Origin of the sequence: Hymenobacter sublimis (assembly GCF_023101345.1) — a bacterium.
Lineage (GTDB): Bacteria > Bacteroidota > Bacteroidia > Cytophagales > Hymenobacteraceae > Hymenobacter > Hymenobacter sublimis.
This window is the reverse complement of the sequence record NZ_CP095848.1, coordinates 841,725-868,180: the sequence shown is the minus strand read 5'-3', so window position 1 is coordinate 868,180 and position 26,456 is coordinate 841,725. Positions and strand designations below refer to the sequence as shown.

Here is a 26,456-nt window from a genome sequence, read left to right as displayed (position 1 = left end):
GCATGACGTTCTAACGTTTCTAATGAAACCGACTACATGGCCTTATACTCGTTCCAGCTTTTGATTTTTAGGTCCTTCATTTCCAGACGGCAGAAGGCTTGAATGAAGGCTTTGGCCAGGCGGGCGTTGGTGAGCAGCGGGATGCCGAAGTCGATGGCGGTGCGGCGGATTTTGTAGTCGTTGTCCAGCTCGCCCTTCGAGAGGTTCTTGGGGATGTTGATGACTAAGTCAATCTTCTTTTCCTTCAAGTAGGTTAGCACGTTGGGCTCCTGGTAGTCATCGGGCCAGAACAGCAGGGAGCTGGGAATGCCATTTTCGGCGAAGAACCGGTGCGTGCCCTGGGTAGCGTAGATGGTGTAGCCCTTCTTTACCAGCAGTTCCACGGCTGATAGCAGTGCTACTTTCGACTTGATGGGGCCGCCAGAAATTAGCACCGACTTCTGCGGAATCTTGTAGCCCACGCTTAGCATGGCCTTCAGCAGGGCTTCGTCGGCGGTGTCGCCGAGGCAGCCTACTTCGCCAGTGCTCACCATGTCCACGCGCAGCACTGGGTCGGCGCCGGGTAAGCGGGTGAAGGAGAACTGCGGGGCTTTCACGCCCACAAAGGGCAGATCGTACACCCGCTCGCTCTCGTCGCGCGACACTTTCTTGCCCAACAGCACCTGCGTGGCCTTTTTGATCAGATTGTTGCCCGATACTTTCGACACGAAGGGGTAGCTGCGCGAGGCGCGGATATTGCACTCAATTACCCGAATTTCGCCAGCTTTCTCCAGGAACTGAATGTTGAACGGCCCGCTGATTTCATAGCGCTTGGCAATCTTCTCGGCAATGGTTTTCAGCCGACGGATGGTGCGCACGTACACCTTCTGCGGGGGGTAGTACATGGTGGCATCACCAGAATGCACGCCGGCAAACTCCACGTGCTCGGAAATGGCGTAGCTCACGATTTCGCCCTTGTCGGCCACCGCGTCCAGCTCAATTTCCTTGGCCTCCTGCATAAACTCCGATACCACCACCGGGTACTCGGCGCTTACCTCAGTGGCTGCCCGTAGGAAGGCTTCCATTTCGAAGGCGTTGGAAACCACGTTCATAGCGGCGCCTGATAGCACGTAGCTCGGACGAATCAGCACGGGGTAGCCTACCTCCCCCACGAACTCGAACATAGCGTCCAGTGAGGTCAGCTCTTTCCAGCGGGGCTGGGCAATGCCCAACTCGTCCATGATGCTGCTGAACTTGTGGCGGTTTTCGGCCTCATCAATGCGGGCCGGAGCCGTACCCAGGATGGGCGCGTTGGCGTCGGCCAGACGGGTAGCCAGGTTGTTCGGAATTTGGCCGCCAGTGGAGAGAATTACGCCCTCTGGTTGCTCGAACTCCAGGATGTCCATCACCCGCTCGAAGCTCAGCTCCTCGAAGTACAGCCGGTCCGACACGTCGTAGTCGGTGGAAACGGTTTCGGGGTTGTAGTTGATGATGATGGTTTTGTAGCCCTCCTCGGCGGCCGTCTGCACGGCATTCACGCCGCACCAGTCGAACTCCACGGAGCTACCGATGCGGTACACGCCCGAGCCCAGCACCGCAATCGACTTGTTGGTCTCCGGCTCCAAGTCGTTTTCGGTGCCGTGGTAGGTGCTGTAGAGGTAGTTGGTTTTGGCCGGAAATTCGGCGGCCAGCGTGTCAATCTGCTTGATGACGGGTAGCACGCCCAGGGCCTTGCGGCGGGCGCGCACCAGCAGTTCGTCGGCTTTCACGTCGCCTTCGCCCAGCAGCTTCACGGCAATCTGCTGGTCCGAGAAACCGGCTTTTTTCACGTCGCGCAGAAGGACCGTTTCCAGGGCATCTAGGCCGCTGCCACGCTTTTCCGCCAGCTTCTTGCCCAGCTCGAAAATGGTGAACAGGCGCTGCAAGAACCAGTGGTCAATCTTGGTCAGATCGTGCACTTGCTCCAAGGTGTAGCCCGCCTCGAAGGCCAGATTGATGGCGAAGATGCGCTCCTCGTTGGGCTCACTAAGCAGCCGGTCGATGGTGGGGTTGTCTACCTGCTCGGGCTTGTTGGCCACGAAGCCGCGCTTGCCGGTATCCAGCATGCGCAGGCCTTTCTGAATGGCTTCCTCGAAGGATTTGCCGATGGCCATGACCTCACCCACGCTCTTCATGGCCGAGCCAATCTGCCGGTTCACGCCTTCGAACTTGCCCAAGTCCCAGCGCGGCAGCTTTACTACCACGTAGTCGAGCGCCGGCTCGAAGAAGGCCGAAGTAGTCTGCGTTACGCTGTTCTTGAGCTCCGACAGCGAGTAGCCTAGGCTCAGCTTAGCCGCCACAAACGCCAGCGGGTAGCCCGTAGCCTTGGAAGCCAGCGCCGAGGAGCGCGACAGGCGGGCATTCACCTCAATCACACGGTAGTCCTCCGACACGGGGTCGAGAGCGTACTGGATATTGCACTCACCCACAATGCCTAGGTGGCGGATGGTTTTGATGCCGATGCTGCGCAGCTTGTGGTACTCGCGGTTGCTCAGGGTCTGCGACGGAGCTACCACGATGCTTTCCCCGGTGTGAATCCCGATGGGGTCGAAGTTCTCCATGTTGCAGACCGTGATGCAGTTATCATACTGGTCGCGCACCACCTCGTACTCCACTTCCTTCCAGCCCTTCAGGGACTCTTCCACCAGAATCTGGTCCGAAGTGGTGAAGGATTTCTGGGCCAGGGTCCGTAGCTCGTCCATGTTGTTGGCAAAACCGCTGCCTAGGCCACCCAGCGCAAACGCCGCCCGCACGATAATCGGGAAACCGATTTTCTCGGCTGCGGCCAGCGCGTCCTCCATGTTGGTCACGGCCACGCTGCGGGCCGAGAGTACGCCAATCTGGTCGAGCTTCTCCTTGAAAATGTCCCGGTCCTCGGTGTCGATGATGCTCTGCACGGGCGTGCCCAGCACCTTCACGTTGTACTTCTCAAACACGCCAGCGCGGAACAGGGCCACGGCGCAGTTCAGGGCCGTTTGGCCCCCAAACGCCACCAGAATACCATCAGGCTGCTCCTTCTTGATGACTTCCTCCACGAAGTAGGGCGTCACGGGCAGGAAGTACACGTCGTCGGCAATGTTGTCCGACGTTTGCACGGTAGCAATGTTGGGGTTGATGAGGATGGTGCGGATGCCTTCCTCTTTCAGCGCCTTGAGGGCCTGAGAACCGGAGTAATCGAACTCACCGGCCTCGCCAATTTTCAGCGCACCGGAACCGAGGATGAGAACTTTCTGTGGTTTTTCCATTCTAGGGGTTAGGGTAACAGACCGCTGGTGCGGTCATGTTAAAAGGCAGTCGTGCTAGGCCGGCTACAGCCGGTGGTTTATATAGAGAGAGTAGGTGTTACTTGGAAAATAGGGTGTCGCTCTTCACGATTTCCCAGGTGCCGGATGCCCGTTTGGTCATCCAGAGTTTGATGGTGGCATTAGCTTGCTCACCGTCCAACAAGAAGCGGAAGACGAGCGAGTCCTTCTTAGCACTCAGGTTCTCCACCTTGAAATTTTTGGAGCTTATGCGTCCTGTTCTACTGGTTATTCTGGGTGAAACTCGAGCCGAACTCATGGCGGTAGCAATTAGATCAGCGGGTTCTCCCAGCACTGCTTTCATAATCGTTCGTTGGCCTAGGTTCCTGACGAAGTAAAACCCCGCGAAAGCCAGAGCGCCCAACAACACATACCCCCAAGTCGGAAAAACTCTACTTTTCGCTGGCATGGGAGGAGTGCGGTTTACTTAGTGAAAACGGTGTCGCTTTTCAGCATTTTCCATTCGCCAGATAGCTGCCTCATGACCTTAGTCTTGATGGTAGCGGTAGCTTTCTCGCCTTTTAGCACGAGCCGGAACGTGAGGGAGTCCTGTTTCGGGCCTGGCTTCCCGGCGTCAAACTTCTTAGAGACAATCTTTCCGGTGCGGCTCAGAATTCGAGGTGATACATTGGCACTATTCAGTGCCGAAAGAACCAACTCCGATTTTTTACCCATTGCCAGTCTGACCACGTCTTCTGCCTTGATGCTCCTGATGAGGTAGTACGCCGCAAATGCCACGATTCCCAATGCCACATATCCCCAGTTCTGCAGACCCCTACTTTTTGCATGCATAGTGTTTGATAGTGTTTGTTTATGCGTTGGAAATGGCCGGGCTGAAGACAGGGAAGCTCAGCATGAAGGGGCAGTGACATTTTCGGCCAGCTTATTTCGCAGCTTTGTGCTCGGCTACGGCTTTGAGGAAGTCATCGAACAGATACTCCGTATCCTCGGGGCCGCCGGCGGCTTCGGGGTGGAACTGCGTGGAGAAGAAGGGCTTGGTCTTGTGCTTGATGCCTTCGCAGGTGCCGTCGTTGAGGTTCTCGAACAACATGGTCCACTCAGCGGGTAGCGTGTCGGTATCTACCGCGAAGCCGTGGTTCTGGCTGGTGATGTAGCTGCGCTGGGTGCCCGTAAGCTTTACCGGTTGGTTATGGCTGCGGTGGCCGTACTTCAGCTTGAAGGTGTCGCCGCCCGCGGCCAGGCCCATAAGCTGGGAGCCTAGGCAGATACCGAAAATGGGCTTGTCCTGGCCCAGCGCGGTTTGCAGGTGGCCGATGGTGGCGGTGCACATCTTCGGGTCGCCGGGGCCATTGCTCAGGAACAGGCCGTCGTAGTCAATTTTAGTGAAGTCGTAGTCCCAGGGCACGCGGATGAGCTCCACGTCGCGCTGGAGGAAGCAGCGGATGATGTTGGTCTTGGTGCCGCAGTCGACGAGCACGATTTTATGCTGGCCGTTGCCGTAGTGCTTTACCTGGGTAGGGCTCACCTGGGCCACCAGGTTGTCCTGGTTGGGGTCGTGCAGCTCCACGTCTTCCTCGGCCACAATCTTGCCCAACATGGCGCCTTTTTCGCGCAGGATTTTGGTGAGCATGCGCGTATCCACCCCAAAGATGCCGGGAATGTTGTACTCCTTGAGCCAGTCGCCGAGGCTTTTGGCAGCGTTCCAGTGGCTGTGCTCCTCGGAGTAGTAGTTTACCACGAGGCCGGCAATGTGAATCTTGTCCGACTCGAAAATCTTGGAAATCGACTCATATAATTCCTCGCCGGGTACGCCGTAGTTGCCTACCATCGGGTAGGTTAAAACCAGAATCTGGCCGGCGAAGGAGGGGTCGGTGAGGTTTTCGGGGTAGCCGGTCATGGCCGTGCTAAACACTACCTCGCCCGCGGCGGAGGTGAATGCGCCGAAAGACTGGCCCTGAATTTCAGTGCCGTCCTCGAGAATGAGTTTTACCGATTTAGCGTTTTCCACTCTGTTATGCGAAAAAAGGTTTACTCTGTTGTTGATAGGTTGCAGTAGTCAGACAGGCAGCTCCCTGGCTCGTTGCGAGGGCGGCGTTTGGTGCCCTCCTCGATCCACTCAACGCGGATTGGCGCTTTGCTAGCGAAGGAAAAGGCAACGGCCTGGCGTTTCCTATCCCGGGCGTTTTGCGCGTGTGCGGCGTGGCTTCGGCCACCTTTTCGAACCACCCGGATACAATTTCGGCTGGAACAGAACCAAAAATTAGAGGTCTATTCCAGCCGAACGGTGACTTAAGCCAAACGGGAGCGAAAGAGGATACATCTATCGGCCCCGCGCACTGCCGCTTCCGGATGTCAGGCATCGGAAAATCGGGCGGGCACAACTGCTGGAAGGAAAAGTGGGAGGCCGTTCTTTCAGGGAAAGAACCGGCCGGCTGCTGGGCAATAGTCACCAATGGCAGCGGGCAGCTAATCAGAAGGGGAGCCGGGCTCGGGAACTTCATCGTGCTACTCATTGGGGCTGCAAGTTAGGTTACAGGTTGCTTACTTTTTTACCCCAGCCGGAATAAGTGTGTATAGCGCCTGCAAGAAATGGTCAACTTCGGCCTTGGTGATGTTCAGCGGGGGTAGCAGGCGCAGCACGGTGGGGTCGGAAGCATTGCCCACGAAGATGTGGTGCTTCGTTAGCAGCTTGTCGCGTACGTCTTTGATGGGAAAGTCGTACTTGATGCCCACCATTAGGCCGCGGCCGCGGATTTCCTCGGCCCCGGCATTGGCTTCCAGCTCCGAGCGGAGGTAGTGGCCTAGCCCGGCGGCGTGGTCCAGCAGGTTTTCCTGCTTAATAACCTCCAGCACGGCTAAAGCAGCGGCGCAGGCCAGGTGGTTGCCGCCGAAGGTAGTGCCCAGCAACCCATAGGACGCCTTCAGCTCCGGCGCAATCAGGATGCCGCCGATGGGAAAACCGTTGCCCATGCCCTTGGCCACCGAAATTACATCGGGCCGGACGCCCGCGTGCTGGTGGGCGAAGAACTTGCCGCTGCGGCCGTAGCCACTCTGTACCTCGTCGGCAATTAGCAACGCACCGTACTGCTTACACAGCGCGGCTAGGCCTTGCAGAAACTCGTCGGAAGGCATGATGATGCCGCCTACCCCCTGAATAGGCTCGATGATGGCCGCGCACACGTCGCCACCTTGCAGCACCTGCTCCACCGCCGCCAAGTCGTATTCCAGAAAGGAAATGGCGTGGTCGGCGTTGAAAGGCGCTACAATTTTGGGGTTGTCGGTAGCCGCTACCGCCCCAGACGTACGGCCGTGGAAAGCCCCTTTGAAGGCCACCACACGTTTTTTGCCGGTGTGGAAAGACGCCAGCTTCAGGGCATTCTCGTTAGCCTCGGCGCCGGAGTTACACAGGAATAGCGAGTAGTCTTCATAGCCCGACACCTGCCCGAGCTTGCGGGCCAGCTCCTGCTGAATCGGAATCTGCACCGAGTTGGAGTAGAAGCCGATGTTCTGCAGTTGCTCGGTGAGGCGCTGCACGTAGTGCGGGTGGCTGTGGCCGATGGAAATAACGGCGTGCCCGCCGTAGAAATCCAGGTATTCCTGGCCCTTATCGTCCCAGAGTTTCGCCCCCAGCGCCTTTACCGGCGTGATGTTAACGAGCGGATATACGTTGAAAAGCTCCATGGTATGGAAATGAGAGCTGAGAGGTTAGAACTAAGTAGCAGGGTCAGAAATCAGAAAAAGAACGTCATTCCGAGCTTGCCAAGGAATCTCGCGTGCTGGTGTTGAGATGCTATTCAGAAGGCAGCACGCGAGATTCCTCGACTTCGCTGCGCTACGCTCGAAATGACGTTTTGTGGGGTTAAAATAGCCCCGCTTTCAATCCTAGGCCAGTCGTTTCCGGCAAGCCAAATAGCAGGTTCATGTTCTGCACTGCTTGGCCCGAAGCGCCTTTCACTAGGTTATCGATGACCGAGGTAATGAGTAGCTGCTTGCCGAACTTCTGCACGTGTAGCAGGCACTTATTGGTATTTACTACCTGCTTCAAGTGAATTTCCTGGTCCGATACCGTGGTGAACGGCGCCTCGGCGTAGAACTTCTGGTACAGCTCCCGCGCTTCGTCCTGGGTTAAGTCCGAGGGCGTGTAGACGCTAGCGAAGATGCCCCGCGAGAAGTTGCCGCGGTACGGAATGAAGTGCATGGCGCTGTTCAGTTGCGGCTGTAGCTGCGCTAGGCTCTCCCCGATTTCGCCGAGGTGCTGATGCGTGAAGGGCTTATAGATGGATACATTATTCGTGCGCCACGAGAAGTGCACCGTCTCCGACAAGCTCTGTCCCGCGCCCGTGCTGCCCGTAATGGCCGATACGTGCACATCTTCCGTGAGCTTGCCGGCCTGCGCCAGGGGTAGTAAGGCCAGCTGAATAGTCGTGGCGAAGCAGCCGGGGTTGGCAATACTCTGGGCCTGCTGGATGCGGCTTCGGTTCAGTTCCGGCAGCCCGTACACAAACTCCCTACCCCCAAAGTCCGCGTCGGCTTCCAGGCGAAAGTCGTTGCTCAAGTCGATTACGGCGGTAGTTTCCGGTAGCTCGTACTTCTCGAGCCACGCCTTGGAATTGCCGTGGCCCAGGCACAGAAATACCACGTCCTCATCACCAGCCAGCTCCGAGGCAAATACCAGGTCTGTTTCGCCAACTAGGTCATCATGAACTTGATACACCGGATTTCCGGCGTTAGAAGAACTGACCACGGCCACCAGTTCCGCGTACTCGTGGTGCAGCAGAATGCGGAGTAGCTCCCCGGCCGTGTAGCCGGCGCCACCGACGATGCCAACCTTAATTTTCATCGTTGAACGAGGAATGAATGCGCAACTGGTTGCTGAAGATTTTGATGAAGCCTTTCGCGTCGCGTGAGTCCCAGGCGTTGTTTTCCTCGCCGTAGGTCGCCACTTTCGACTGCATCATGTCGAAGTCCGACTCAATACCCAGCAGTTCAAACTGGTACGGCTTCAGCGCCACGTACACCGTACCTGACACCCGCGCCTGCGACGACTCTAGGAACGCCTCCATGTCGCGCATCACCGGGTCGAGGTACTGGGCCTCGTGCAACAGCGTGCCGTACCAGTTGGCGATGTAGTCCTTGTGCAGCAACTGCCACCGCGACGACACATGTTTCTCCAGCAAATGGTGGCCCTTGATGAGAATCAGCGGCGCGGGAGCCTCAAAACCCACCCGGCCCTTAATACCCAGAATGGTGTCGCCCACGTGCACGTCGCGGCCGATGGCATACTGCCCAGCCAACTCATTCAAGGCTACAATCAGGTCCACTGGGCTCATGGTTTTGCCGTTCAGGGCTACCGGTTCGCCTTCCTCAAAGGTGATGCTGATTTCCTGCGGCTCGGTTTTGCTCAACTGGGTAGGCCAAGCTGATTCCGGCAGGCCCTGGCGAGAGGTTAGCGTTTCCACCCCGCCCACGCTGGTGCCCCAAATGCCTTTATTAATAGAGTACTTAGCCTTTTCCCAGCTCATTTCTACCCCATTGGCTTGCAGGTACTCAATCTCCTGCTGGCGCGAAAGACCCAGGTCGCGGATGGGCGTGATGATTTCCGTGTCGGGCGAAATCACCGAAAAAGCCACGTCGAAGCGCACTTGGTCGTTGCCAGCCCCGGTGCTACCGTGAGCAATGTAGTCGGCCTTGTTTTCCCGAGCGTACTCAGCCAGCGCCAAGCTCTGAAACATTCGCTCCGCACTCACGCTCAATGGGTACGTATCGTTTTTCAGGATATTTCCCGCCAGCAGGTAGCGCAGACAGTCGTGGTAAAACCGCTCGGTTACGTCGATGACCTCGTGGCGCTTGGAGCCCATTTCGTACGCGCGCTTTTCGATGCCAGCCAATTCCTCTTTCGAAAAACCGCCTGAATTAACGATGACCGTGTGGACTTCCAGGCCCAGTTCTTTCGTCAGATAGACGACGCAATACGATGTATCCAATCCGCCGCTGTAGGCGAGAACTACCTTTTTCATTCGTTGGTAAAGAGGTTTTAGAACGTCATGCATGCCTCCTGAAACAGTCATGCCGAGCCGAAGGGGGCTATTGCTGCTGGCTTAAAATTTCGATGGTTTGCTGGCTGAATTTGTCATTCAGGTTGTCGTATACCATACCGGTGCACAAGCACATCTTGCGCTGATTTTCCATCAGGATGCCGTAGTTCTTGCAGCTGGAGCAGCCTTTCCAGAAGTCGTCGGATTGGGTAAGTTCAGGAAAGGTTACTGGCCTGTAGCCCAGCTCGTTATTGATCTTCATCACGGCTGCGCTGGTTGTAATACCGAAGATTTTGGCCTCCGGATACTTCGTGCGCGACAGCTCAAACACGCGGTGCTTGATGGCGCGGCCCAGGCCCTCCTTACGGAGCTCGGTATTTACAATCAGGCCCGAATTGACCACGAACTTATTATCCTCGAAGGTTTCAATGTAGCAGAAGCCAGCCAACTGCTCATCAAGGAAGGCAATGATAGAATCGCCCCGTTCCATCTTCTTTTTCAGATAGTTAGGGTCGCGCTTGGCAATGCCAACGCCGCGCGATTTGGCAGATTCCTCATACCACTGACATAGGGTATCCACGTACTGCGCATCGGCAGCATGGGCGACTCGTAAAAGCATGGTCGAAGCTCGGTTGGTTGCCTTGATGTACGGCAACAGACTCGGGAAGACGATAAACGAAGGGCTGAAAATGCCGCTTTTAGGTGGGGCCTGGCCGCTACCAGCACAGAACTAGTCGCGGAAAAAGCAGCCCAGAAAAAGCAAGGAAGCCGGTATAGCAAGCCGCCGGAGCGGAGCAGTTAGGCGAAATTCGGCTGGGGGAGGCGCACCAAGGCTTACACTCGTGTCAATTCGTTATTCGTAGAACCTTTCTTCAGTAGGGCGTCGCTTTCGGAGCCCTATCGTCGGTTTTTATTGTACTAAAAATGCCGACGAGATATTGCATGCCAGCGCTTAAGCTGGCATTGTTCGCACGACCAAGTTGGGTCGTCGCAGAAGCGCAATAGAAGAGAGACGAATCATGAAGACTGCCGTGAGGCGAGGGAAGTGTTTCTGCGGTTTAAAATGAATAGGACCGCTAAATCGTTGCAAAACTAGATGTTTTTTTTTGGAAACTTTGCTGGCCCAGCCGCAAAAAAAGCGCTGTTCTATGTTGGGCCTACCCAGGCTGTGCACGGGTTTGGCGGTTTGTTTTGGCCACCGGTGGTCCCCTACGGCCTGTTTTTCTCCTCCTCTTTTCTATGCGCGAAGGCCTGAAAATTTTTAAGATTGGTGGCGGTATCATCGATGACACGGCTCAACTAGGCCAGTTCCTAACTCAGTTTGCCCAAGTGCCGGGCCGCAAGATGTTGGTGCACGGTGGTGGCAAAGGCGCCAGCCAGATGCTGACCGATTTAGGCATTGAGCCGAACATGGTGCAGGGCCGCCGCATCACTGATGCCCCTACCCTCGACATTGTAACCATGTTTTACGCCGGCAAAACCAACAAGCAAGTGGTGGCCCTGCTACAAGCCGCCGGCGTAAATGCCCTGGGCCTCTCCGGCGCCGATGGCAACGCAATTCGGGCCGTGAAGCGGCCGGTTCAAGATATTGATTACGGCTTTGTGGGAGACTTGCCCGAAGGCAGCATCAACACTGCGCTGCTGGATCAATTGCTCCAAGCCAGCATCACGCCCGTGTTCTGCGCCATCACCCACGATGGCCAGGGGCAGCTGCTCAACACCAACGCCGACACCATTGCCAGCACTCTAGGCCGGGCTTTGGCCGCTCGGTACGAGGTAGAGCTGCACTTCTGCTTCGAGAAAGACGGCGTGCTACGGGACCTTAATGATGAAGCCTCCGTGATTCCGCAAATCACCGCCGACCAGTACCAGCAGCTGAAGGCCGGGGGGATTATTGCCGCTGGCATGGTGCCAAAGCTGGACAATGCCTTTGCAGCCTTGGAAGCGGGCGTGGAGCGAGTAGTGATTGAAAACGCGCTGAAAATCAATGAACCCGTGAAAACTGTCCTATGCCGAAGCTAATTGAGCGGCTGACTGAGGATGCCATTACGCTGCTGCGGGAGCTAATTCGGACACCTTCGCTTTCACGGGAGGAAGACCAGACCGCAGAGCTGATTTTTCGGTTTCTGGCTTTCTACGGTGCTCGGCCCCACCGAGACAATAACAACGTCTGGGCCGTGTCGAAGCACCTGGATGCCACCAAACCGACCATCCTGCTCAACTCCCACCACGACACCGTTCGGGCCGGCAACACGTGGACTTACGACCCATTTGGGGCCACGGTGGAGGGCGACAAGCTGATTGGTTTGGGCAGTAATGATGCGGGCGCTTCGGCCGTAAGCTTGCTGGCTACGTTTCTATACTTTCATGAGCGCACTGATTTGGCTTATAACCTGATCTGCGCCATTACGGCCGAGGAAGAGGTATCGGGCGCCAACGGCATTCGGAGTGTGCTACCCCAGTTAGGCCATATTGACTTGGGCATTGTGGGCGAGCCTACTCAAATGGACCTAGCCATTGCCGAAAAAGGCTTGGTAGTGCTCGATTGCGTGGCCCACGGCCGCACCGGCCATGCCGCCCGTGAAGAAGGCGAAAATGCCCTTTACAAAGCCCTGACTGACATTCGTTGGTTTGAACAGTTCCGCTTTCCGCAGGTTTCGCCGCTGCTGGGCCCGGTCAAGATGACCGTCACACAGATTCAGGCGGGCTCCCAACACAACGTGGTGCCCGACCGGTGCACTTTTGTGGTGGATGTGCGCACGAACGAGTGCTACTCCAACCAGGAGGTAGTAGAGCTGGTGCGGCAGCACATTACCTCCGACGTAACGCCGCGCTCCACCCACCTGAACTCCTCTCGCATCGACTTGAGCCACCCGTTGGTGCAGCGCGGCCTAGCCCTAGGCCATCGCACGTTCGGCTCCGTGACCCTCTCCGACCAGTCGATGATGCCTTTTACCACGGTTAAGATCGGCCCCGGCGACTCAGCCCGCTCCCACACGCCCGATGAGTTTATTCTGCTGAGTGAAATCCGGATGGGTGTGCAGGGCTATGTAGCTTTGCTGGAGGGGCTGCAGTTGTAACATGCCAGCAGCGGTTTCTCTTGTCTAATTGGGGCAAAAACCGGGGGTTGGCCAAATATTCAAAACACATGAAAATCTGGGATAAGGGCATTGCCGTCGATAAAAAGATTGAACAGTTTACCGTGGGCCGCGACCGGGAACTGGATTTATACCTCGCGCAATTTGACGTGCAGGCCTCCAAGGCGCAGGCTAACATGCTGGCTACGGCTGGGCTACTTTCCGCTGAGGAAAATCAGCAGCTCCAGCAAGGCCTAACGGAATTGGCCGCGCACATAGAGGACGGCCGCTTCGCCATTGAGGAAGACTTTGAGGATGTGCACTCCAAAATTGAGTACTACCTGACGGAGAAATTCGGCGACGCAGGCAAGAAAATCCACACGGCTCGCTCCCGCAACGACCAGGTGCTTACGGCTATTCAGCTGTTTTTAAAGAACTACACGGAGCGCGCCACCACCAAAACGCTGGAGCTGGTGCAGGTGCTACTACAGAAAGCAGAGGCCCACCAAACCGACCTGATGCCGGGGTACACCCACTTTCAGGCCGCCATGCCTAGCTCCTTTGGGCTGTGGTTTTCGGCGTATGCTGAGCATTTGTTGCTGGACCTGGCCCTGTTCGAGGCGGCCCACACCGTGGCCGATCAAAACCCACTGGGCTCGGGCGCGGGCTTCGGCAGCTCCTTCCCCATCGACCGGCTCCAGACTACGCGGGAAATGGGGTTTAGCAACTTGGCCGTGAGCAGCGTAGGCGCGCAGATGCTACGGGGCAAAACGGAAAAAACCGTGGCGTTTGCGTTGGCTGGCATGGCCGCTACTTTGGCCAAAATGGCCTACGACCTAGTGCTTTACAACGGGCAGGATATGGCATTTGTGGAACTGCCGGCGGCCTTCACTACCGGTTCCAGCATTATGCCGCACAAGAAAAACCCCGATGTATTTGAGCTGATTCGGGCGCGCTGCAATGCCTTGCAGGCTCTACCCAACACGCTGATTCTGGCCACCAGCAACCTACCCAGCGGCTACCATCGTGACTTCCAGATTCTGAAGGAGTTGCTTTTCGAGCCCATGACGCAGTTTCTGGACATTCTCGACATTGTGTTGTTTGCCCTGCCTCAGCTGAAAATCAAGCCCAACCTGCTACACCAGGAGAAGTACGACGCCGTATTTACGGTGGAAAATATCAACCAGCTTATCCAGGCTGGCACGCCGTTTCGCACCGCTTACAAGCAGGTAGGCGTGGCCGTAGAGGACGGCAGCTATGTACCTCACAAGGACTTTCACACCACCCATCTGGGTAGCGTACACAACCTTGGGCTGGCAGAAATTCAGGCAAAAGTCGAGCGGTTTAAGGAACGAACCCGCATGGGTTAACTAGTGGCAAAGAGCCCTTCGTTAGCATTTGTACTACCTCAGACATTCCACTGAAATGAAGTGTACATAAGGCTAGACTTACTATGTGTTTGCGTTCTTCACTGATAGTGCCAGGCTAATAGCAAGTGCTGATGTTCTCATCATTCAGCTGAGTAATATGCATGACAAAATTTTGAACAACTAGTATATAAATCATAAATTCAATCACTTACGCTATATAATTAGTATGGTGAGTGATTACTCACAATAAAAAAGTGAGCTACTACTTACTAGTTTCGAATTTCTTGCTTAATATTGCTCCCGCTATCAGATAACGATTCCCACTAGTTGTTCGATAGACAATTCCCACGCCCCGTTTACCCGGATGTACTCCCACCCTCATCCGGAATTTTTCAAGAACCGCGCGGCCCTGCCCCCGGCCTCGCCGCCTGCAGGTTGTTGAATCCCACGTAGCCGGCCGATTTGGTGCTCCCAAATCGGCCGGCTTCTGTTTTTAGCCAATTTGGTCCTTCGAGTGAAGTCAACCTAGCAAGTGCACTTTCCAAAAAAAATAGCGCGTTTTAGCTCGCATAGACCGAACTTGCGGCGTTTCTTCTAGTAAGTGAGGGAAAGACTACGCGGCATAGTGCCATCAAATTGAACTCCTCTGTTTATGACTAACCGCAAACAGCACATTGCAGAAATAGCATTGCAGCTATTTGGGGAAAAAGGCTTTGAAAACACCTCCACGCAGCTGATTGCCAAAGCGGCTGGCGTGTCGGAGGCGCTTATTTTCAAGCACTTCGGCTCGAAAGATCAACTCCTGGAATTCGTTATCCGCAATGGCTACAAGCGCATTATTGAGGATAACCGCGGCGGTTTAGCCGAGCCTGATCCGTTGGCTTTTATTTACAGCGTAATTGAGCTGCCCTTTAAGTTGGTACAGGCCGAGCCTCACTTCTGGAAGCTCCAGTACCGACTAGCCGACTCAGAAATGGCGCGGCAGCAGCACGAGCGGTTCATGAAACCCGTACCCGCCTTGCTCCGGGAGGCCTTCAAGAAGCTGGGCTACGCTGACCCAGATAAAGAAACTGAACTGCTGCTGCTGCTGGTAGAGGCGTTGTGGAAGCAGGAAGCCACCAAAACCGAAGAGCACGGCCGCGGTATGCTAGACTTTATCAAAGGAAAATACCGGGCGCAGTAACCAGCAAATGGCTGCAGAAGTGAGCGTTATAAGAATATGACTTTTCGGAATTGCTACGCTGTGAGCTTACTGCTGGCAAGCTGTTTATTACCCAATCGCCTGCACGCGCAAACAAACCGGATTCAGGTGCAGCACCTGGAGCAGGAGCTGGAATTGGTAAAAATGCTGCCGGACTCGCTGGATGTAAACCCGGGTCCGATGCTGGTGCTGCCATCAGCCTCATGGGGAAGCGCGCAAAAGCAGCTTCCGGCCGATAAAGGTGTGATATATGGAAGCTGTTTGCAGCGACTGGACGGCTCCCGCAGCGGCGGCTTAGGGCAATATGTTCGGGTGGTGAACCTAGAAACGCGGAAAAATTTCCGACTCAATGTGAAACCCATTGTGCGAACCCGCCGGGAAAACCCTTTCTGTTACGCCCTCCCACCCGGCCACTATGCCCTGCATAGCTACGAATTCTCAGACAGCAAGTGGTACGGGGCTCAGGCCTTCCTAGAGTCCATCCGCAAACCCCGCAACAGCCAAACTTTGGCCAATACGCGCTACGTATTTGAGGTCAAGCCCGGTCAATTGCACTATGTAGGCACCTGGGACCTTAGTCAGGAATTTGATCCACGTTTCTTGGATGAAAAATCTACTATTGACGCTGACTTCCACAAGAGTTACCCTCACCTACCCCTCAACGACGCTCAAACTGTGCTGCCGCGTTAAAGCATGAAAAGCCCCCGCCGAGTGTACGGCGGGGGCTTTTGGCTTGGTAATGGGGCGGCTACCCTACTTTCTATAAGTGGATTACCTCACCGTAGGCGGCCGCGGCAGCTTCCATCACGGCTTCCGACATGGTGGGGTGCGGGTGCACAGCCTTGATGATTTCGTGGCCAGTGGTTTCGAGCTTGCGGGCAACGACTACCTCGGCAATCATTTCCGTCACGTTGGAGCCAATCATGTGGGCGCCCAGCCACTCGCCGTACTTCTTGTCGAAGATTACCTTCACGAAGCCGTCCTTAACGCCGCCAGCGGAGGCTTTGCCGGAGGCCGAGAATGGGAATTTACCTACCAGAATGTCGTAGCCCTGCTTTTTGGCTTCTTCTTCAGTGAGGCCTACCGAGGCAATTTCCGGCGAGGCGTAGGTGCAGCCGGGAATGTTCTGGTAGTTGAGGGGCTCGGGGTGGTGACCGGCAATTTTCTCAACGCAGATGATGCCTTCCGCCGAAGCGACGTGCGCCAGGGCCGGGCCGGGCACAATGTCGCCGATGGCGAAAATGCCGGGCACGTTGGTCTGGTAGAAGTCATCTACTAGCACACGGCCTTTCTCCACCTTAATGCCCAGTTCTTCCAGGCCCAGGTTTTCGAGGTTGGTAACTACCCCAGCGGCGCTCAGCACTACGTCGCAGGCAATTTGCTGTTCGCCTTTAGCCGTTTTAATGGTTACGTTGCAGCCTTCGCCGGCGGTATCTACCTTGGTCACTTCGGCGCTGGTCAGCACGTTCACGCCAATTTTCTTGAAGGATTTCTCCATCTGGCGCGACACTTCCTCGTCTTCCACGGGCACGATGCGCGGCAGGTATTCCACTACCGTTACCTCGGAACCCATGGTGCGGTAGAAGTAAGCAAACTCGACGCCGATGGCGCCGGAACCTACTACCACGAGGCGCTTGGGCAGGGCCGGCAGCACCATGGCCTGGCGGTACCCAATGATCTTCTTGCCGTCGATGGGCAGGGCGGGCAGCTCGCGGGAGCGGGCACCGGTAGCCAGGATGATGGACTTAGCTTCCACGGTTTCTTTGCCGCCGTCAGCCTTGGTCACCTCCACTTTGCCGGGGGCCAGCAGCTTGCCAGTACCCGACACGACGTCGATTTTATTTTTTTTGAACAAGAAGTTGATGCCCTTGCTCATGCCGTCGGCCACGCCCCGGCTGCGCTGAATTACGGCGCCGAAATCGTAGCCCACGCCTTCCGCCTTCAGACCGTAGTCGCCGGCGTGGTTGAGGTACTCAAATACCTGGGCGCTCTTGAGCAGGGCTTTGGTAGGAATGCAGCCCCAGTTGAGGCAGATGCCGCCGAGCGACTCCCGCTCTACCACGCCTACTTTCAAGCCTAGCTGCGAAGCCCGGATAGCGGCTACGTAGCCGCCGGGGCCGCTGCCGATAACGACCAGGTCGTATTGCAATGCCATGTTGTGTTCGGTTGAAGGTTAAGAAAGAAGGGCCACTGCCGCATCGGGCGGGCAGGTAGCCCGGCAAAGATAGGCAGGCCGCGCTACTCCGCCGCGTTGCCCGCCAACACAGGAGCTTGCCGGTACGCGGCAAAATTTTGGGGTTAGTCATGGCCATTGCTGAGGGCTGCGCGTACAAGGGCCCACACGCCGTTTAGTGGCACTTTTGCCGCCGGTTTTCCCTTAAAACTTCCCTCATGAAGGCACCCATACTTTCGCTGGCAACCTGTCTTACGTTGCTTTTTCTGACGGATTGCGCCCGCACTACTACGGAAGTAGAACGTCCTACTTCCGCCGCCCGCAACGCGGCCCGCGAGACCTCCGTGGCCCAAGCCGCCGATTCGGCCGCGCGGCCCGCTGCTGGAGTAAATGCTACGGCCTCAACGGCTCCTACCCCACCCTTGCCGGTAGAACCTGCCGCGCGTAAAAGCAACGCCGACTACCGAGCTGACATCCGGACGGCCGACTTGGCCCTCAAAGCCAAGCCCCGCGACTTTGACGCCCTACTAGCCCGCGCCAAGGCCAAGAGCCACCTCAAGGATTACCGCGAAGCCGTAACCGACTACAATGCGGCCCTGCGGCTGAAGCCCACCAACGCCGAGGCGTACTACAACCGGGGCCTCAACCGCCTCAAGCTCAAGGAGTACAGCGCCGCCATCGTAGACTTCGGCAAAGCCGTGAAGTACAACCCCCAGGACAAGGAAGCTTATTTCGGCCGCGGAGCTGCTAAAATGCAGATGTTCAACTTCAAGAGCGCCATTCCGGACTTCGCCAAAGCCATCAGCATCGACCCCAACTACGCTGATGCCTACGAGTACCGGGGCATCAGTTACGCTTCCATCAACAAGCCCGTCGAAGCCAAAGCAGATTTGGAAAAAGCCACCCAACTCAACCCGGAAGCTGAAAAGAGCCTACGCCGCTACGCAGGGAAGTAGTGAGGTAGTGATTTAGCGACTGAGTAAATTAACCCGTCTGTCATCCTGAGCCCAGCGAAGGACCTTTTTACGCCAGCACGAGCCGTAATAACGACTTGTTCTAACGTGATAAGGTCCTTCGCTGGGCTCAGGATGATAGACGGGTTTGAGTGAATGCTCTGGCTTTGCTTTTACTCTACCCTTACCTCACACCATCCTACCCTTTTACCTCATACCCTAATTTTCTCTCTCATCGTCCCAACAGCAGCTTCGCGTAGAAACTAGGCTTGCGCAGCCGTTCGCGCAGGTCCAGGTCGAGGAACATGTTGCTGATGGTTTCGGCTAGAGTGGGGTTGTTGGCGGCGCGGTTGGCGACGAAGTTGAACAGCCAGGGATAATTAAGCAGGCGTTGCATGCCGCGGCTGAGGCGCAGTTCCTGCCACAAGCGGTTGTACACGGCCGCATCGTAGCCTTTCAGGAAATCGGCGGTGAAATCTTGTGCGGCTAGGGCCCGTCCGGCCCAGTCGGCGGCGTGGCGCCCCGATACCATGGCGTGGCTGATGCCTTCCCCAGAAAATGGGTCGATGAGGGAGCCAGCGTCGCCGAGCAGTAGGTAGGCGGGCCCCGAGAGCGGGCGGCGGCGGGAGCCCAGGGGTAGCCCAAACCCGCGCACTGGCCCGAGCCGCTCAGCGTTGGCAAACCGGTCTTTCAGGGCGGGATGAGTGAGCAGCATTTCCTCCAGCCGCTCGCGCAGCTTCACCTTTTTCTTTGAAACGGCTTCGGTGAGCATCCCTACCCCTACGTTGGCCTCGCCATTGGGCAAGGGAAAAACCCAGAGGTAACCCGGCAGAAAATCCTTGATGAAGTGAAGCTCAATGAAGTTATCGGGGTGCAGGCCCGTGACGCCCCGGTAGTAGGCCCGCAGGCCGGCACAATGGTGGGCGGGCTCCAACTCGTGGCCCCCAATCTGGCGGGCAAAGCTGGATTGGGCCCCATTGGCGACCAGCAGCAGCCGAGCCACGACAATCTCCTGACCGCCAGCATCCAGCAGGCGCCACCGGCCATCCGGCAGTTGCTCGTGGCGGGCTACATCTACGTTCTCGCGGAAGTTAATTTCCGGCCGCTGGCGTACTTCTTCAATCAAAAAGTTATCGAAGTGCAGGCGCTTGCTGATGTGGCCGGCGGCTTGGTCGGTGGCCGGATTGTATTTCGGTTTGAAGGGAACGGCCAGGCGGCGGCCGTTGGGGGCGTAGAAATCAATACCCCAGCTGGGCAGCTGAATTGGCTCGGCATTCAGACGGGCTGGCAACTCTTCTCCGATACGGCGCAACTCATTGATTACCTTGCCACTCAGGGCGTCGCCGCACACTTTGTCGCGGGGGAATGAGGCGCGGTCGAGGAGCAGGCAGCGGTAGCCGGCGTTAGCCAGGTGCAAGGCGGCCGTGGCCCCGCCCGGCCCAGCTCCTAGAATACAGATATCGGTTGTCATTGTAAGCTGTTAGCTGCTAGCTATTGGCTATAGCTTTTGGGCAAGGGTATTTCGCTGCAAGCTACGGCAAAAGCCAATGGCTCGTCCAACGAAACGCCAACCGCTACCAGCTAGCAGTTACCAGCTCAAAAAAGGCTCCTATCTTCGCCGGCATGACACAACTGCTTGACGGGAAAGTGGCCCTCATTACGGGTGCTTCCAAAGGAATTGGCCGCGCCATTGCGGTGTATTTTGCCCAGCAGGGCGCCCAGGTAGCCTTTACCTACCTTTCCAGCGTGGAAAAAGGCCAGCAGTTGGAGCAGGAGCTTTCCGCCCACGGCACCAAAGTAAAAGGCTTCCGCTCCGACGCTTCCATTTACGCCGAGGCTGAAAAGCTGGTGGATGAGGTAGTAGCTGAATTTGGCAAGCTGGATATTCTGGTCAACAACGCCGGTATCACGCAGGATGGCCTGCTCATGCGCATGAGCGAGCAGCAGTGGGACCAAGTGCTGGCCGTAAACCTGAAGTCGGTGTTCAACCTGACTAAAGCCGCCACCAAGCCCATGATGCGCGCCAAAACGGGCAGCGTCGTGAACATGACTTCGGTGGTGGGCATTAAAGGCAACGCCGGGCAGGCCAACTACGCCGCGTCCAAGGCCGGAATTATTGGCTTCACTAAGTCGGTGGCCCTGGAGTTGGGCTCGCGCAACATCCGCTGCAACGCCATTGCGCCCGGCTTCATTGAAACCGAAATGACCGATGCCCTCGACCAAAAGCAAGTAGACGAGTGGCGCAAGGCCATTCCGCTCAAGCGTGGCGGCTCCCCCGAGGACGTAGCCAAAGCCACCGCCTTCCTGGCCTCCGACAACTCGGCCTACATCACCGGCCAGGTACTGCAGGTTGATGGCGGCATGCTGACGTAGTAGCAATAGAATAATCCGATTAGACCGTCATTCCGAGCGGAGTGAGGAATCTCGCATGCTGACCTTGCAGAAGTGACTCAACGTCAGCACGCAAGATTCCTCACTCCGCTCGGATTGACTTTTTTATCTAGCTTCATTTTCTACTTTACTTCTACACTTGTATGCCCCGGCGTGGTCTATTTCTGCTGCTACCACTCTTGCTGCTGACCGTGCTGGCCTACCCCCGCCTGCGCCACCGTTATGCCCGCTACCAACAGGCTCAAGCCGCTTCAAAAGCGGTGCAACAGATATCTTCCCGCCTCCGCAACGGCGACCTGATCTTTCAAACGTCCCGGTCGGCGCAAAGCCGCGCCATTCAGCTGGCTACTCATTCCGCGTACAGCCACTGCGGCATCTTGTTTAAGAAGGACGGCGAGTGGCGCGTATTCGAGGCCGTGCAACCCGTCGGCGAAACTTCCCTGGCGGCCTGGACTGCACGGGGCCAAAAGGGCACATTTGTAGTGAAGCGCCTGCACGATGCCGAAACAGTGCTTACCCCCGCGGTACTCCAGCGCCTGCAAGCTGCCGGTGAGCGGTACCGCGGCAAAAATTACGACCTGTACTTCGGCTGGTCTGATGAGCGAATTTACTGCTCGGAACTGCTCTGGAAGATGTACCGCCAAGCCACTGGCCGCGAAATCGGGAAGCTTCAGACCCTGCGCGAATTCGATCTAAGCCACCCGGTCGTGCAAGCCAAGCTGCAGGAGCGCTACGGCAAGCGCATTCCACTGCATGAGCAGGTCATTTCGCCGGTCAGGATGCTGAAAAGCAAGGAATTAGTGACGGTGCTGTGAGGCAGGAGACAATTCGTTGTTAGACCCGAATAATTGCTGCTTCAGTACACGGAATCCTTCCCACTAAAACCGAGTATCAGGTACTCTTATATTGGTCTCCGCAGTCTGCATAAAAAGCGAGTAGTTGGGTAGTATTACCATAAGTCAAATTTTTCATTGGCAACCTCGCCCTGAGTACTGGCTTTTCATATGTGCTAGGACTCCTTCTGGGGAAGAGTACAAAACACGCGCACCCAACTACGAACAGAAAAGGCGCTATTTTCTGCATACTATATCTTCCATCATTTCCATGCTTCAAGATAGACGACCTCTACCCTACGTACTTATCCGCAACTTCCTACCTTCACGCTGCCTCCTACCCCGCCCGGCGCAACCAAGCCACGCAAAACGGGGTTCTTTAGTGCGGTTGCTATATCGTTCTGCCTTTGCTACTATCTGCTTCTCCCTGGTTTATCCTGCTGTGCCTGCTGGTGGGGGCGGGCTACGCGGCCCTGCTGTACTCGGCCAAGGCGCCCTGGGGCCGGGCCGTTAATTACGCCCTAGCTTTTGTGCGCTTTGCCGTCGTGAGCTTTCTGTGCTTTCTGCTGCTTTCCCCCTTCCTTAAATCGACAACGACTACTACCGAGGCCCCTACCCTTGTGCTGGCCCTGGATAATTCTCAATCGGTGGGGCTGTTCACGCCGCCCACAGTGCTGAGCCAGACTACTCAGGGGTTAACCCAGCTGGCTGCCACTTTGCGCGGCCAGGGCTTTCGGGTGGAAACTCAAACGCTCATGAGCTCTGGCCGGCCTACCCGCCCCGATTCGGTGCGCTTCCGGGCCCCAGCCACGGATTTAGATGGGCTGCTCACCCGCATTGGCGAAGGCTACCAAAACCGAAACTTGGCGGGCGTGGTGCTGGTCTCCGATGGACTGGTAAACCAAGGCCGGGCGCCCCAATACACCGACTACCGATTTCCAATTTATGCCGTAGGGGTAGGTGATACGCTGCCAAAAAAGGACGTGAGCATACCGGTCCTCACGTATAACCGTGTGGCGTTCAGCGGTAACCAGTTTCCCATTGAGGCTGAAATTGCCTACGATGGGTATGCGGCCGGCACTTCAGCAACGGTGTTGCTGCGCGAAAATGGCCGCGTACTGCAAACCAGGCGCGTGCCCTTGCTGGCCGGACGACGGCGCACCAAAACAACGTTTCTTGTAACGGCCCCAACGCCCGGCAAGCGCCGCTACGAGGTGGTGGTAGAAAAACTGCCTGGCGAGTTCACCCTGCTCAACAACCAGAAGTTCGCCTACCTCGACATTGTGAAGGGTAAGCTGCGGGTGCTGCTGGCCGGTGCCGCCCCCCACCCCGATCTGAAGGCCCTGCGCGCGGCCATCTTGCAAAACGATAATTTCGACCTGACTACCTACCTGCCCGGTATCAGCCCCTTGCGGCGCCAGGATTTTGACGTGGCCATTCTGCATCAGTTGCCCGCCCAGAACGGGGTAGGCGCTGAGGTGCTGGCCCAAGTGAAAGCCCGCCGGGTACCTGCCTTATATGTGCTGGGGGCCCAGTCGGATTACAGTGCCTACAACGCCCTGAGCGCCGGCCTGACGGTGACCCCACGCGGTGACCAAACCGATGCCGTGACCCCCGTGCCTAACGCCACTTTCACCCGCTTTGCCTTCGAGGAAGATGCGCTGCGCCGTTTTGCCGCTTACCCGCCCGCGCCGGTACCCTTCGGGGATATTCGGCTGGGCGCCGGGGCCGAGGCCGCGCTGTGGCAGCAAGTAGGCCGGGTGAAAACGCAGAAGCCCTTGCTGGTTTTTGGGGGCACGCCAGCCCAGCGCCAAGCCACCCTGCTCACCGATGGCAGCTGGCAGTGGCGCCTGCAGGAAGCCGGGGAGCACGACGACCGACCCGAAGCCTACGACCGGCTGGTGCTCCGGACCCTGCAGTTGCTCACCCAAAACGCCAATAAAAAGCGCCTCGACGTCTACCCCACTCAAGATGCTTTCAACTCCCAGGACGACGTAACCTTCGGGGCCGAGACTTACAACGCCATTTTTGAGCGCATTTACGGCCAGCAAATCACGCTTAGCCTCACTAACGAGCAGCAGCAAACTCGCACCTTCACGTACACCACCACCGAAGACGGTGCCCCGCTCCACCTGGGGCCCTTGCCGGCCGGCCTATACCGCTACACGGCCCGCGCTACCCTCGGGGGCCAGCCCCAGCAAGACCGGGGCGAGGTGCTGGTGCAGGAGCAGCAGCTGGAGGCCCTGCAGTCGCGGGCCGACCATAACCTGCTCTACCAAGTGGCCCGGCGCAGCGGCCAGCGCCTGTACTTTCCCGCCCAGTTTGCCCAACTTGCCCAGGACATCCGAAAAGCCAACTACAAGCCCGTCATTTATGAGCAGGAAGAGCTCAAGGACCTGATCAACCTAAAATGGCTGTTTTTTGTGTTGCTAGCCCTGCTGACCGTGGAGTGGGCTACCCGCAAATATTCTGGTGGCCTGTAAATTTGCTGCTTATCTGGCCGGGAACTGGAGCCGCCGGGGCCGTGTCATGCAGTGCTCCTCTCCCGCCGACCAATCGAATTTTCTCATGAAACCTTTATTCCTTGCTCTGCTCTGCGCGGGCTTACTGCTCACGGGCTGTACCAAAACCACCGAACAGCAAACAGAGCTGGCTGTGCAGGACTTCGTGCGCAACCGCGTTTCTGATCCTAAAAACTACTTTCCCGGCAAGTTCAAATTCAGCCCTTACACCAAGCGCGACTCTTTGCTGTACCTGGCGCAAATGGCCCAAATTAATGGCCAGCCGGCCCCGCCCGCCCCTACCCCCGCCGACTCCGTTAGAATCGGCACCCTGGTTTACCACGACTACCGCGACGAAATGCGCAACGGCGTATCGGTGCGCGACAGTGGCGAATATGTGGTGCGTCCTAACGGCGACGTGCGTATTCTCATGGCTGAAAGCATCCGGCGCCGACGCCTGCAGAAGTAAGGCGTACCTTTGTTGCCACGAGGGGCCGGACACTGGCCGAGGTACGTAGGTGTACTTCCGCTTTCTGCCCCGGCGGAATCATCTTATTTTGTTGCTTTTACGTGGGCTGGAAGGCTCATGCTCTTCCATGCGTTACATTCTGCTCAACAAGCCTTACGAAGTCCTCACACAATTTACGGACGAAACCGGCCGCAAAACCCTCAAGGATTTTGTTTCAATTCCCAACATTTACCCGGTTGGGCGACTGGATTATGACTCCGAGGGCCTCGTACTGCTCACCGACGATAAACAGCTTCAGCACCGCCTTTCCGAACCGCGCTTCAAGGTTCCGAAAACGTACTGGGTGCAGGTAGAAGGCGTTCCGACCCCGGAAGCCCTGGAAAACCTGCGCCGCGGCGTAGACCTGAAAACGGGTTTCACTACCCCCGCCGAGGTAGCCCTGCTACCCGAAGCCCCCGAGCTGTGGGAGCGTAGCAAGCCGGTTCGCTTCCGGGCCAACATTCCAACTAGCTGGGTCCAGATTCGCATTTCACAGGGCATGAACCGGCAGGTGCGCAAAATGACGGCCGCTGTGGGTTACCCTACCCTGCGCCTCGTGCGCGCCAGCATTGCCGATTTACAAGTTGACCAGCTTCAGCCCGGCGAGTGGCGTGAGCTGACCAAGGCTGAAGTGCAGGCGCTGACCGAGGATATGGCGGCCCAAACTGTGGCGGCCGGCACCTTTAAAACGCCAAGCAAAGGCTCCGAGTACTGGCCCGGCGGGGTGCGCCCCGCCGATGCCAAACCGGGCCAGAATAGCGCTGGTGGCTACAAACGGGGCGGTTTTGGTGCGCAGAACGAGGCGAAGACACCCGGGGCCAACGCCCGCTCCACCGGCTCCCGAGGCGGTGCCCGGTCGGGTGGCAATGGCACGTTTAGTCCAAAACCTACGGGTAGCAAAACCGGAAGTAACCGGGCAACTCCCGGCAAAACCGGTAGCAAGCCCGGCCCGAAATCAGCAGGCCGTGGCACTACCAGCCGGAAGCCGGGCCCGGCTGGTGGGCGTTCGGGCCGCAGCTAATGGCCCAGCGAAACAAACTGAAGCGCGGGCGTCAGCTAGCGTGGGCGCTCGTGGTAGCGTTAGTGGCTATGAACATCGTAGCCGCTTTTCATGCTTGGCGCTTCACGCATTTTACTACCCCGGTTGGCACCCACACGGATAATCCGGAGCAGCTCTCAGCCCCTCAGAAACTGTGGGTGCTGCTTACGGGCATCCGGAACCCTAAGCCGACGAACCGGATTCAGCCAGATTTTCCCTTCGAAACCGTTCATCTTACTAGCGCCAACGGCCGGTTGGAAGCGTGGCAAGGCCAAGTAGCCAACCCGCGCGGTACGGTAGCCCTATTTCACGGCTACACGAGTTCCAAAAGCAAGCTCCTAACTGAGGCGAGCTTTTTCAGAAACTTGGGCTACAACGTGCTGCTCACCGATTTTGCCGGCAACGGCGGCTCCGAGGGCAACGTCTGCACGGTAGGTCACCATGAGGCGGCTGACGTAGCAGCGGTAGTTCAGTGGCTGCAACGGCGGCCCGGGCCAGTATACATTTATGCCAATTCCATGGGCGCGGTGGCTACGTTGCGGGCCGAGGCCGAACTAGGCGTACGGCCTACGGCCAACCTGCTCGAATGCCCCTACGGCTCCATGCTCGAAACCGCCCAAAGCCGCTTCCGCTCCATGCATGTTCCGCCCTTCCCCATGGCCAACCTGTTGGTATTCTGGGGCGGAGTTGAAAACAACTTTTGGGCCTTCGACCTGGATGCCACCGCCTACGCCGCGCACGTCACGACTCCTACCCTGCTCATGTGGGGCGAAGCCGACCCACGCGTAACCCGCCAGGAAACCGACGGTATTTATGCCGCCCTCCGCGGCCCCAAGCAGCGCCAGAATTTTCCCGGCTCCGGCCACGAGCCCTACTGGTGGAAGCACCAGCAACTATGGGAGCAAACCATTCAGGGGTTCCTGGCTAATTAACCCATTCTTCTGAGCTGAGTAGAGGACCATTCCACGATAAAACGAATCGTCATCCCGATTATCGGTCAGGCGTGATAAAGCCCTTTGCAAGCGCAGAATGATGAGGAATCCATGGCTAGCACGTTACCTCCTGCCCGGCTGTCAGCATATCCTACCCTTGGT

At 57.1% G+C, this 26,456-nt stretch carries 22 protein-coding genes; 12 read left to right on the top strand and 10 right to left on the bottom strand.

The features are described 5' to 3' along the window. Positions 1-32: 32 nt before the first annotated feature. The 8 genes from carB to MWH26_RS03745 form a co-directional block, all read right to left on the bottom strand. Entirely contained in the window at positions 33-3,263 is a 3,231-nt protein-coding gene (gene carB, locus MWH26_RS03780; RefSeq protein WP_247976105.1) for a carbamoyl-phosphate synthase (glutamine-hydrolyzing) large subunit, read from the bottom strand. 97 nt (positions 3,264-3,360) lie between these two features. Then, complete coding sequence (locus MWH26_RS03775; RefSeq protein ID WP_244695306.1) at positions 3,361-3,624, bottom strand: hypothetical protein; 264 nt, start codon at positions 3,622-3,624, stop codon at positions 3,361-3,363. Positions 3,625-3,743: 119 nt separating this feature from the next. Continuing rightward, on the bottom strand, positions 3,744-4,112 hold the full coding sequence (locus MWH26_RS03770) for a hypothetical protein (protein ID WP_247976104.1): 369 nt from the start codon (positions 4,110-4,112) through the stop codon (positions 3,744-3,746). Between the two features lie 91 nt (positions 4,113-4,203). Further along, complete coding sequence (gene carA / locus MWH26_RS03765) at positions 4,204-5,289, bottom strand: glutamine-hydrolyzing carbamoyl-phosphate synthase small subunit (RefSeq protein WP_247976103.1); 1,086 nt, start codon at positions 5,287-5,289, stop codon at positions 4,204-4,206. Between the two features lie 533 nt (positions 5,290-5,822). Then, positions 5,823-6,962 (bottom strand): aspartate aminotransferase family protein, encoded by a 1,140-nt coding sequence (locus MWH26_RS03760; protein WP_247976102.1) that lies wholly within the window; start codon positions 6,960-6,962, stop codon positions 5,823-5,825. A gap of 178 nt (positions 6,963-7,140) precedes the next feature. Continuing rightward, on the bottom strand, positions 7,141-8,121 hold the full coding sequence (gene argC, locus MWH26_RS03755; protein WP_247976101.1) for an N-acetyl-gamma-glutamyl-phosphate reductase: 981 nt from the start codon (positions 8,119-8,121) through the stop codon (positions 7,141-7,143). Next, on the bottom strand, positions 8,111-9,298 hold the full coding sequence (argG, locus tag MWH26_RS03750) for an argininosuccinate synthase (RefSeq protein WP_247976100.1): 1,188 nt from the start codon (positions 9,296-9,298) through the stop codon (positions 8,111-8,113). The genes argC and argG overlap by 11 nt, the downstream gene beginning before the upstream one ends. Positions 9,299-9,365: 67 nt before the next feature. Beyond that, positions 9,366-9,935 (bottom strand): GNAT family N-acetyltransferase, encoded by a 570-nt coding sequence (locus tag MWH26_RS03745; protein ID WP_244695302.1) that lies wholly within the window; start codon positions 9,933-9,935, stop codon positions 9,366-9,368. Between the two features lie 620 nt (positions 9,936-10,555). Between MWH26_RS03745 and argB the strand changes: the two genes are divergently transcribed. The 5 genes from argB (at position 10,556) to MWH26_RS03720 (ending at position 15,654) form a co-directional block, all read left to right on the top strand. Then, on the top strand, positions 10,556-11,338 hold the full coding sequence (argB, locus tag MWH26_RS03740) for an acetylglutamate kinase (RefSeq protein ID WP_247976099.1): 783 nt from the start codon (positions 10,556-10,558) through the stop codon (positions 11,336-11,338). After that, the gene (locus MWH26_RS03735) at positions 11,326-12,396 is read left to right on the top strand and encodes a M20 family metallo-hydrolase (RefSeq protein WP_244695300.1); all 1,071 of its coding nucleotides are present in this window, start codon (positions 11,326-11,328) and stop codon (positions 12,394-12,396) included. The genes argB and MWH26_RS03735 overlap by 13 nt, the downstream gene beginning before the upstream one ends. Before the next feature lie 68 nt (positions 12,397-12,464). After that, positions 12,465-13,763 (top strand): argininosuccinate lyase, encoded by a 1,299-nt coding sequence (gene argH / locus MWH26_RS03730; RefSeq protein WP_244695299.1) that lies wholly within the window; start codon positions 12,465-12,467, stop codon positions 13,761-13,763. Between the two features lie 652 nt (positions 13,764-14,415). Continuing rightward, complete coding sequence (locus MWH26_RS03725) at positions 14,416-14,946, top strand: TetR/AcrR family transcriptional regulator (protein WP_244695298.1); 531 nt, start codon at positions 14,416-14,418, stop codon at positions 14,944-14,946. A gap of 60 nt (positions 14,947-15,006) precedes the next feature. After that, positions 15,007-15,654, top strand: a complete 648-nt coding sequence (locus tag MWH26_RS03720; protein ID WP_247976098.1) for a hypothetical protein — start codon at positions 15,007-15,009, stop codon at positions 15,652-15,654. A 70-nt stretch (positions 15,655-15,724) separates the two neighbouring features. On the opposite strand, the gene lpdA is transcribed toward MWH26_RS03720, so the two are convergent. Continuing rightward, the gene (gene lpdA / locus MWH26_RS03715) at positions 15,725-17,119 is read right to left on the bottom strand and encodes a dihydrolipoyl dehydrogenase (protein WP_247976097.1); all 1,395 of its coding nucleotides are present in this window, start codon (positions 17,117-17,119) and stop codon (positions 15,725-15,727) included. 236 nt (positions 17,120-17,355) lie between these two features. Here lpdA and MWH26_RS03710 point away from each other — a divergent pair, with 236 nt between their 5' ends. Beyond that, positions 17,356-18,093 carry a tetratricopeptide repeat protein gene (locus tag MWH26_RS03710; RefSeq protein ID WP_247976096.1) on the top strand — a complete coding sequence of 246 codons (738 nt, stop codon included), beginning with the start codon at positions 17,356-17,358 and terminating at the stop codon, positions 18,091-18,093. Positions 18,094-18,322: 229 nt separating this feature from the next. Here the strand turns inward: MWH26_RS03710 and MWH26_RS03705 are convergent, their stop codons facing one another. After that, the gene (locus MWH26_RS03705) at positions 18,323-19,561 is read right to left on the bottom strand and encodes an NAD(P)/FAD-dependent oxidoreductase (RefSeq protein ID WP_247976095.1); all 1,239 of its coding nucleotides are present in this window, start codon (positions 19,559-19,561) and stop codon (positions 18,323-18,325) included. A gap of 152 nt (positions 19,562-19,713) precedes the next feature. Here MWH26_RS03705 and fabG point away from each other — a divergent pair, with 152 nt between their 5' ends. From fabG to MWH26_RS03675, 6 genes are all read left to right on the top strand, one after another. Then, on the top strand, positions 19,714-20,463 hold the full coding sequence (gene fabG / locus MWH26_RS03700; RefSeq protein WP_247976094.1) for a 3-oxoacyl-[acyl-carrier-protein] reductase: 750 nt from the start codon (positions 19,714-19,716) through the stop codon (positions 20,461-20,463). Between the two features lie 161 nt (positions 20,464-20,624). Continuing rightward, entirely contained in the window at positions 20,625-21,296 is a 672-nt protein-coding gene (locus MWH26_RS03695) for a YiiX family permuted papain-like enzyme (protein WP_247976093.1), read from the top strand. A gap of 425 nt (positions 21,297-21,721) precedes the next feature. Continuing rightward, on the top strand, positions 21,722-23,797 hold the full coding sequence (locus MWH26_RS03690) for a VWA domain-containing protein (RefSeq protein WP_247976092.1): 2,076 nt from the start codon (positions 21,722-21,724) through the stop codon (positions 23,795-23,797). A gap of 85 nt (positions 23,798-23,882) precedes the next feature. After that, entirely contained in the window at positions 23,883-24,284 is a 402-nt protein-coding gene (locus tag MWH26_RS03685) for a hypothetical protein (RefSeq protein WP_247976091.1), read from the top strand. Between the two features lie 127 nt (positions 24,285-24,411). Continuing rightward, entirely contained in the window at positions 24,412-25,344 is a 933-nt protein-coding gene (locus MWH26_RS03680) for a pseudouridine synthase (RefSeq protein WP_247976090.1), read from the top strand. Between the two features lie 68 nt (positions 25,345-25,412). Next, positions 25,413-26,294 carry an alpha/beta hydrolase gene (locus tag MWH26_RS03675; protein ID WP_247976089.1) on the top strand — a complete coding sequence of 294 codons (882 nt, stop codon included), beginning with the start codon at positions 25,413-25,415 and terminating at the stop codon, positions 26,292-26,294. Positions 26,295-26,456: the final 162 nt, after the last annotated feature.

What these genes read in the sequence shown, in the direction of transcription:
- carB (WP_247976105.1), bottom strand. Translation starts at nt 3,263, where the DNA reads ATGGAAAAACCACAGAAAGTTCTCATCCTCGGTTCCGGTGCGCTGAAA.
- MWH26_RS03775 (WP_244695306.1), bottom strand. Translation starts at nt 3,624, where the DNA reads ATGAAAGCAGTGCTGGGAGAACCCGCTGATCTAATTGCTACCGCCATG.
- MWH26_RS03770 (WP_247976104.1), bottom strand. Translation starts at nt 4,112, where the DNA reads ATGCATGCAAAAAGTAGGGGTCTGCAGAACTGGGGATATGTGGCATTG.
- MWH26_RS03760 (WP_247976102.1), bottom strand. Translation starts at nt 6,962, where the DNA reads ATGGAGCTTTTCAACGTATATCCGCTCGTTAACATCACGCCGGTAAAG.
- argC (WP_247976101.1), bottom strand. Translation starts at nt 8,121, where the DNA reads ATGAAAATTAAGGTTGGCATCGTCGGTGGCGCCGGCTACACGGCCGGG.
- argG (WP_247976100.1), bottom strand. Translation starts at nt 9,298, where the DNA reads ATGAAAAAGGTAGTTCTCGCCTACAGCGGCGGATTGGATACATCGTAT.
- MWH26_RS03745 (WP_244695302.1), bottom strand. Translation starts at nt 9,935, where the DNA reads ATGCTTTTACGAGTCGCCCATGCTGCCGATGCGCAGTACGTGGATACC.
- argB (WP_247976099.1), top strand. Translation starts at nt 10,556, where the DNA reads ATGCGCGAAGGCCTGAAAATTTTTAAGATTGGTGGCGGTATCATCGAT.
- MWH26_RS03735 (WP_244695300.1), top strand. Translation starts at nt 11,326, where the DNA reads ATGCCGAAGCTAATTGAGCGGCTGACTGAGGATGCCATTACGCTGCTG.
- argH (WP_244695299.1), top strand. Translation starts at nt 12,465, where the DNA reads ATGAAAATCTGGGATAAGGGCATTGCCGTCGATAAAAAGATTGAACAG.
- MWH26_RS03725 (WP_244695298.1), top strand. Translation starts at nt 14,416, where the DNA reads ATGACTAACCGCAAACAGCACATTGCAGAAATAGCATTGCAGCTATTT.
- lpdA (WP_247976097.1), bottom strand. Translation starts at nt 17,119, where the DNA reads ATGGCATTGCAATACGACCTGGTCGTTATCGGCAGCGGCCCCGGCGGC.
- MWH26_RS03710 (WP_247976096.1), top strand. Translation starts at nt 17,356, where the DNA reads ATGAAGGCACCCATACTTTCGCTGGCAACCTGTCTTACGTTGCTTTTT.
- MWH26_RS03705 (WP_247976095.1), bottom strand. Translation starts at nt 19,561, where the DNA reads ATGACAACCGATATCTGTATTCTAGGAGCTGGGCCGGGCGGGGCCACG.
- fabG (WP_247976094.1), top strand. Translation starts at nt 19,714, where the DNA reads ATGACACAACTGCTTGACGGGAAAGTGGCCCTCATTACGGGTGCTTCC.
- MWH26_RS03695 (WP_247976093.1), top strand. Translation starts at nt 20,625, where the DNA reads ATGCCCCGGCGTGGTCTATTTCTGCTGCTACCACTCTTGCTGCTGACC.
- MWH26_RS03685 (WP_247976091.1), top strand. Translation starts at nt 23,883, where the DNA reads ATGAAACCTTTATTCCTTGCTCTGCTCTGCGCGGGCTTACTGCTCACG.
- MWH26_RS03680 (WP_247976090.1), top strand. Translation starts at nt 24,412, where the DNA reads ATGCGTTACATTCTGCTCAACAAGCCTTACGAAGTCCTCACACAATTT.
- MWH26_RS03675 (WP_247976089.1), top strand. Translation starts at nt 25,413, where the DNA reads ATGAACATCGTAGCCGCTTTTCATGCTTGGCGCTTCACGCATTTTACT.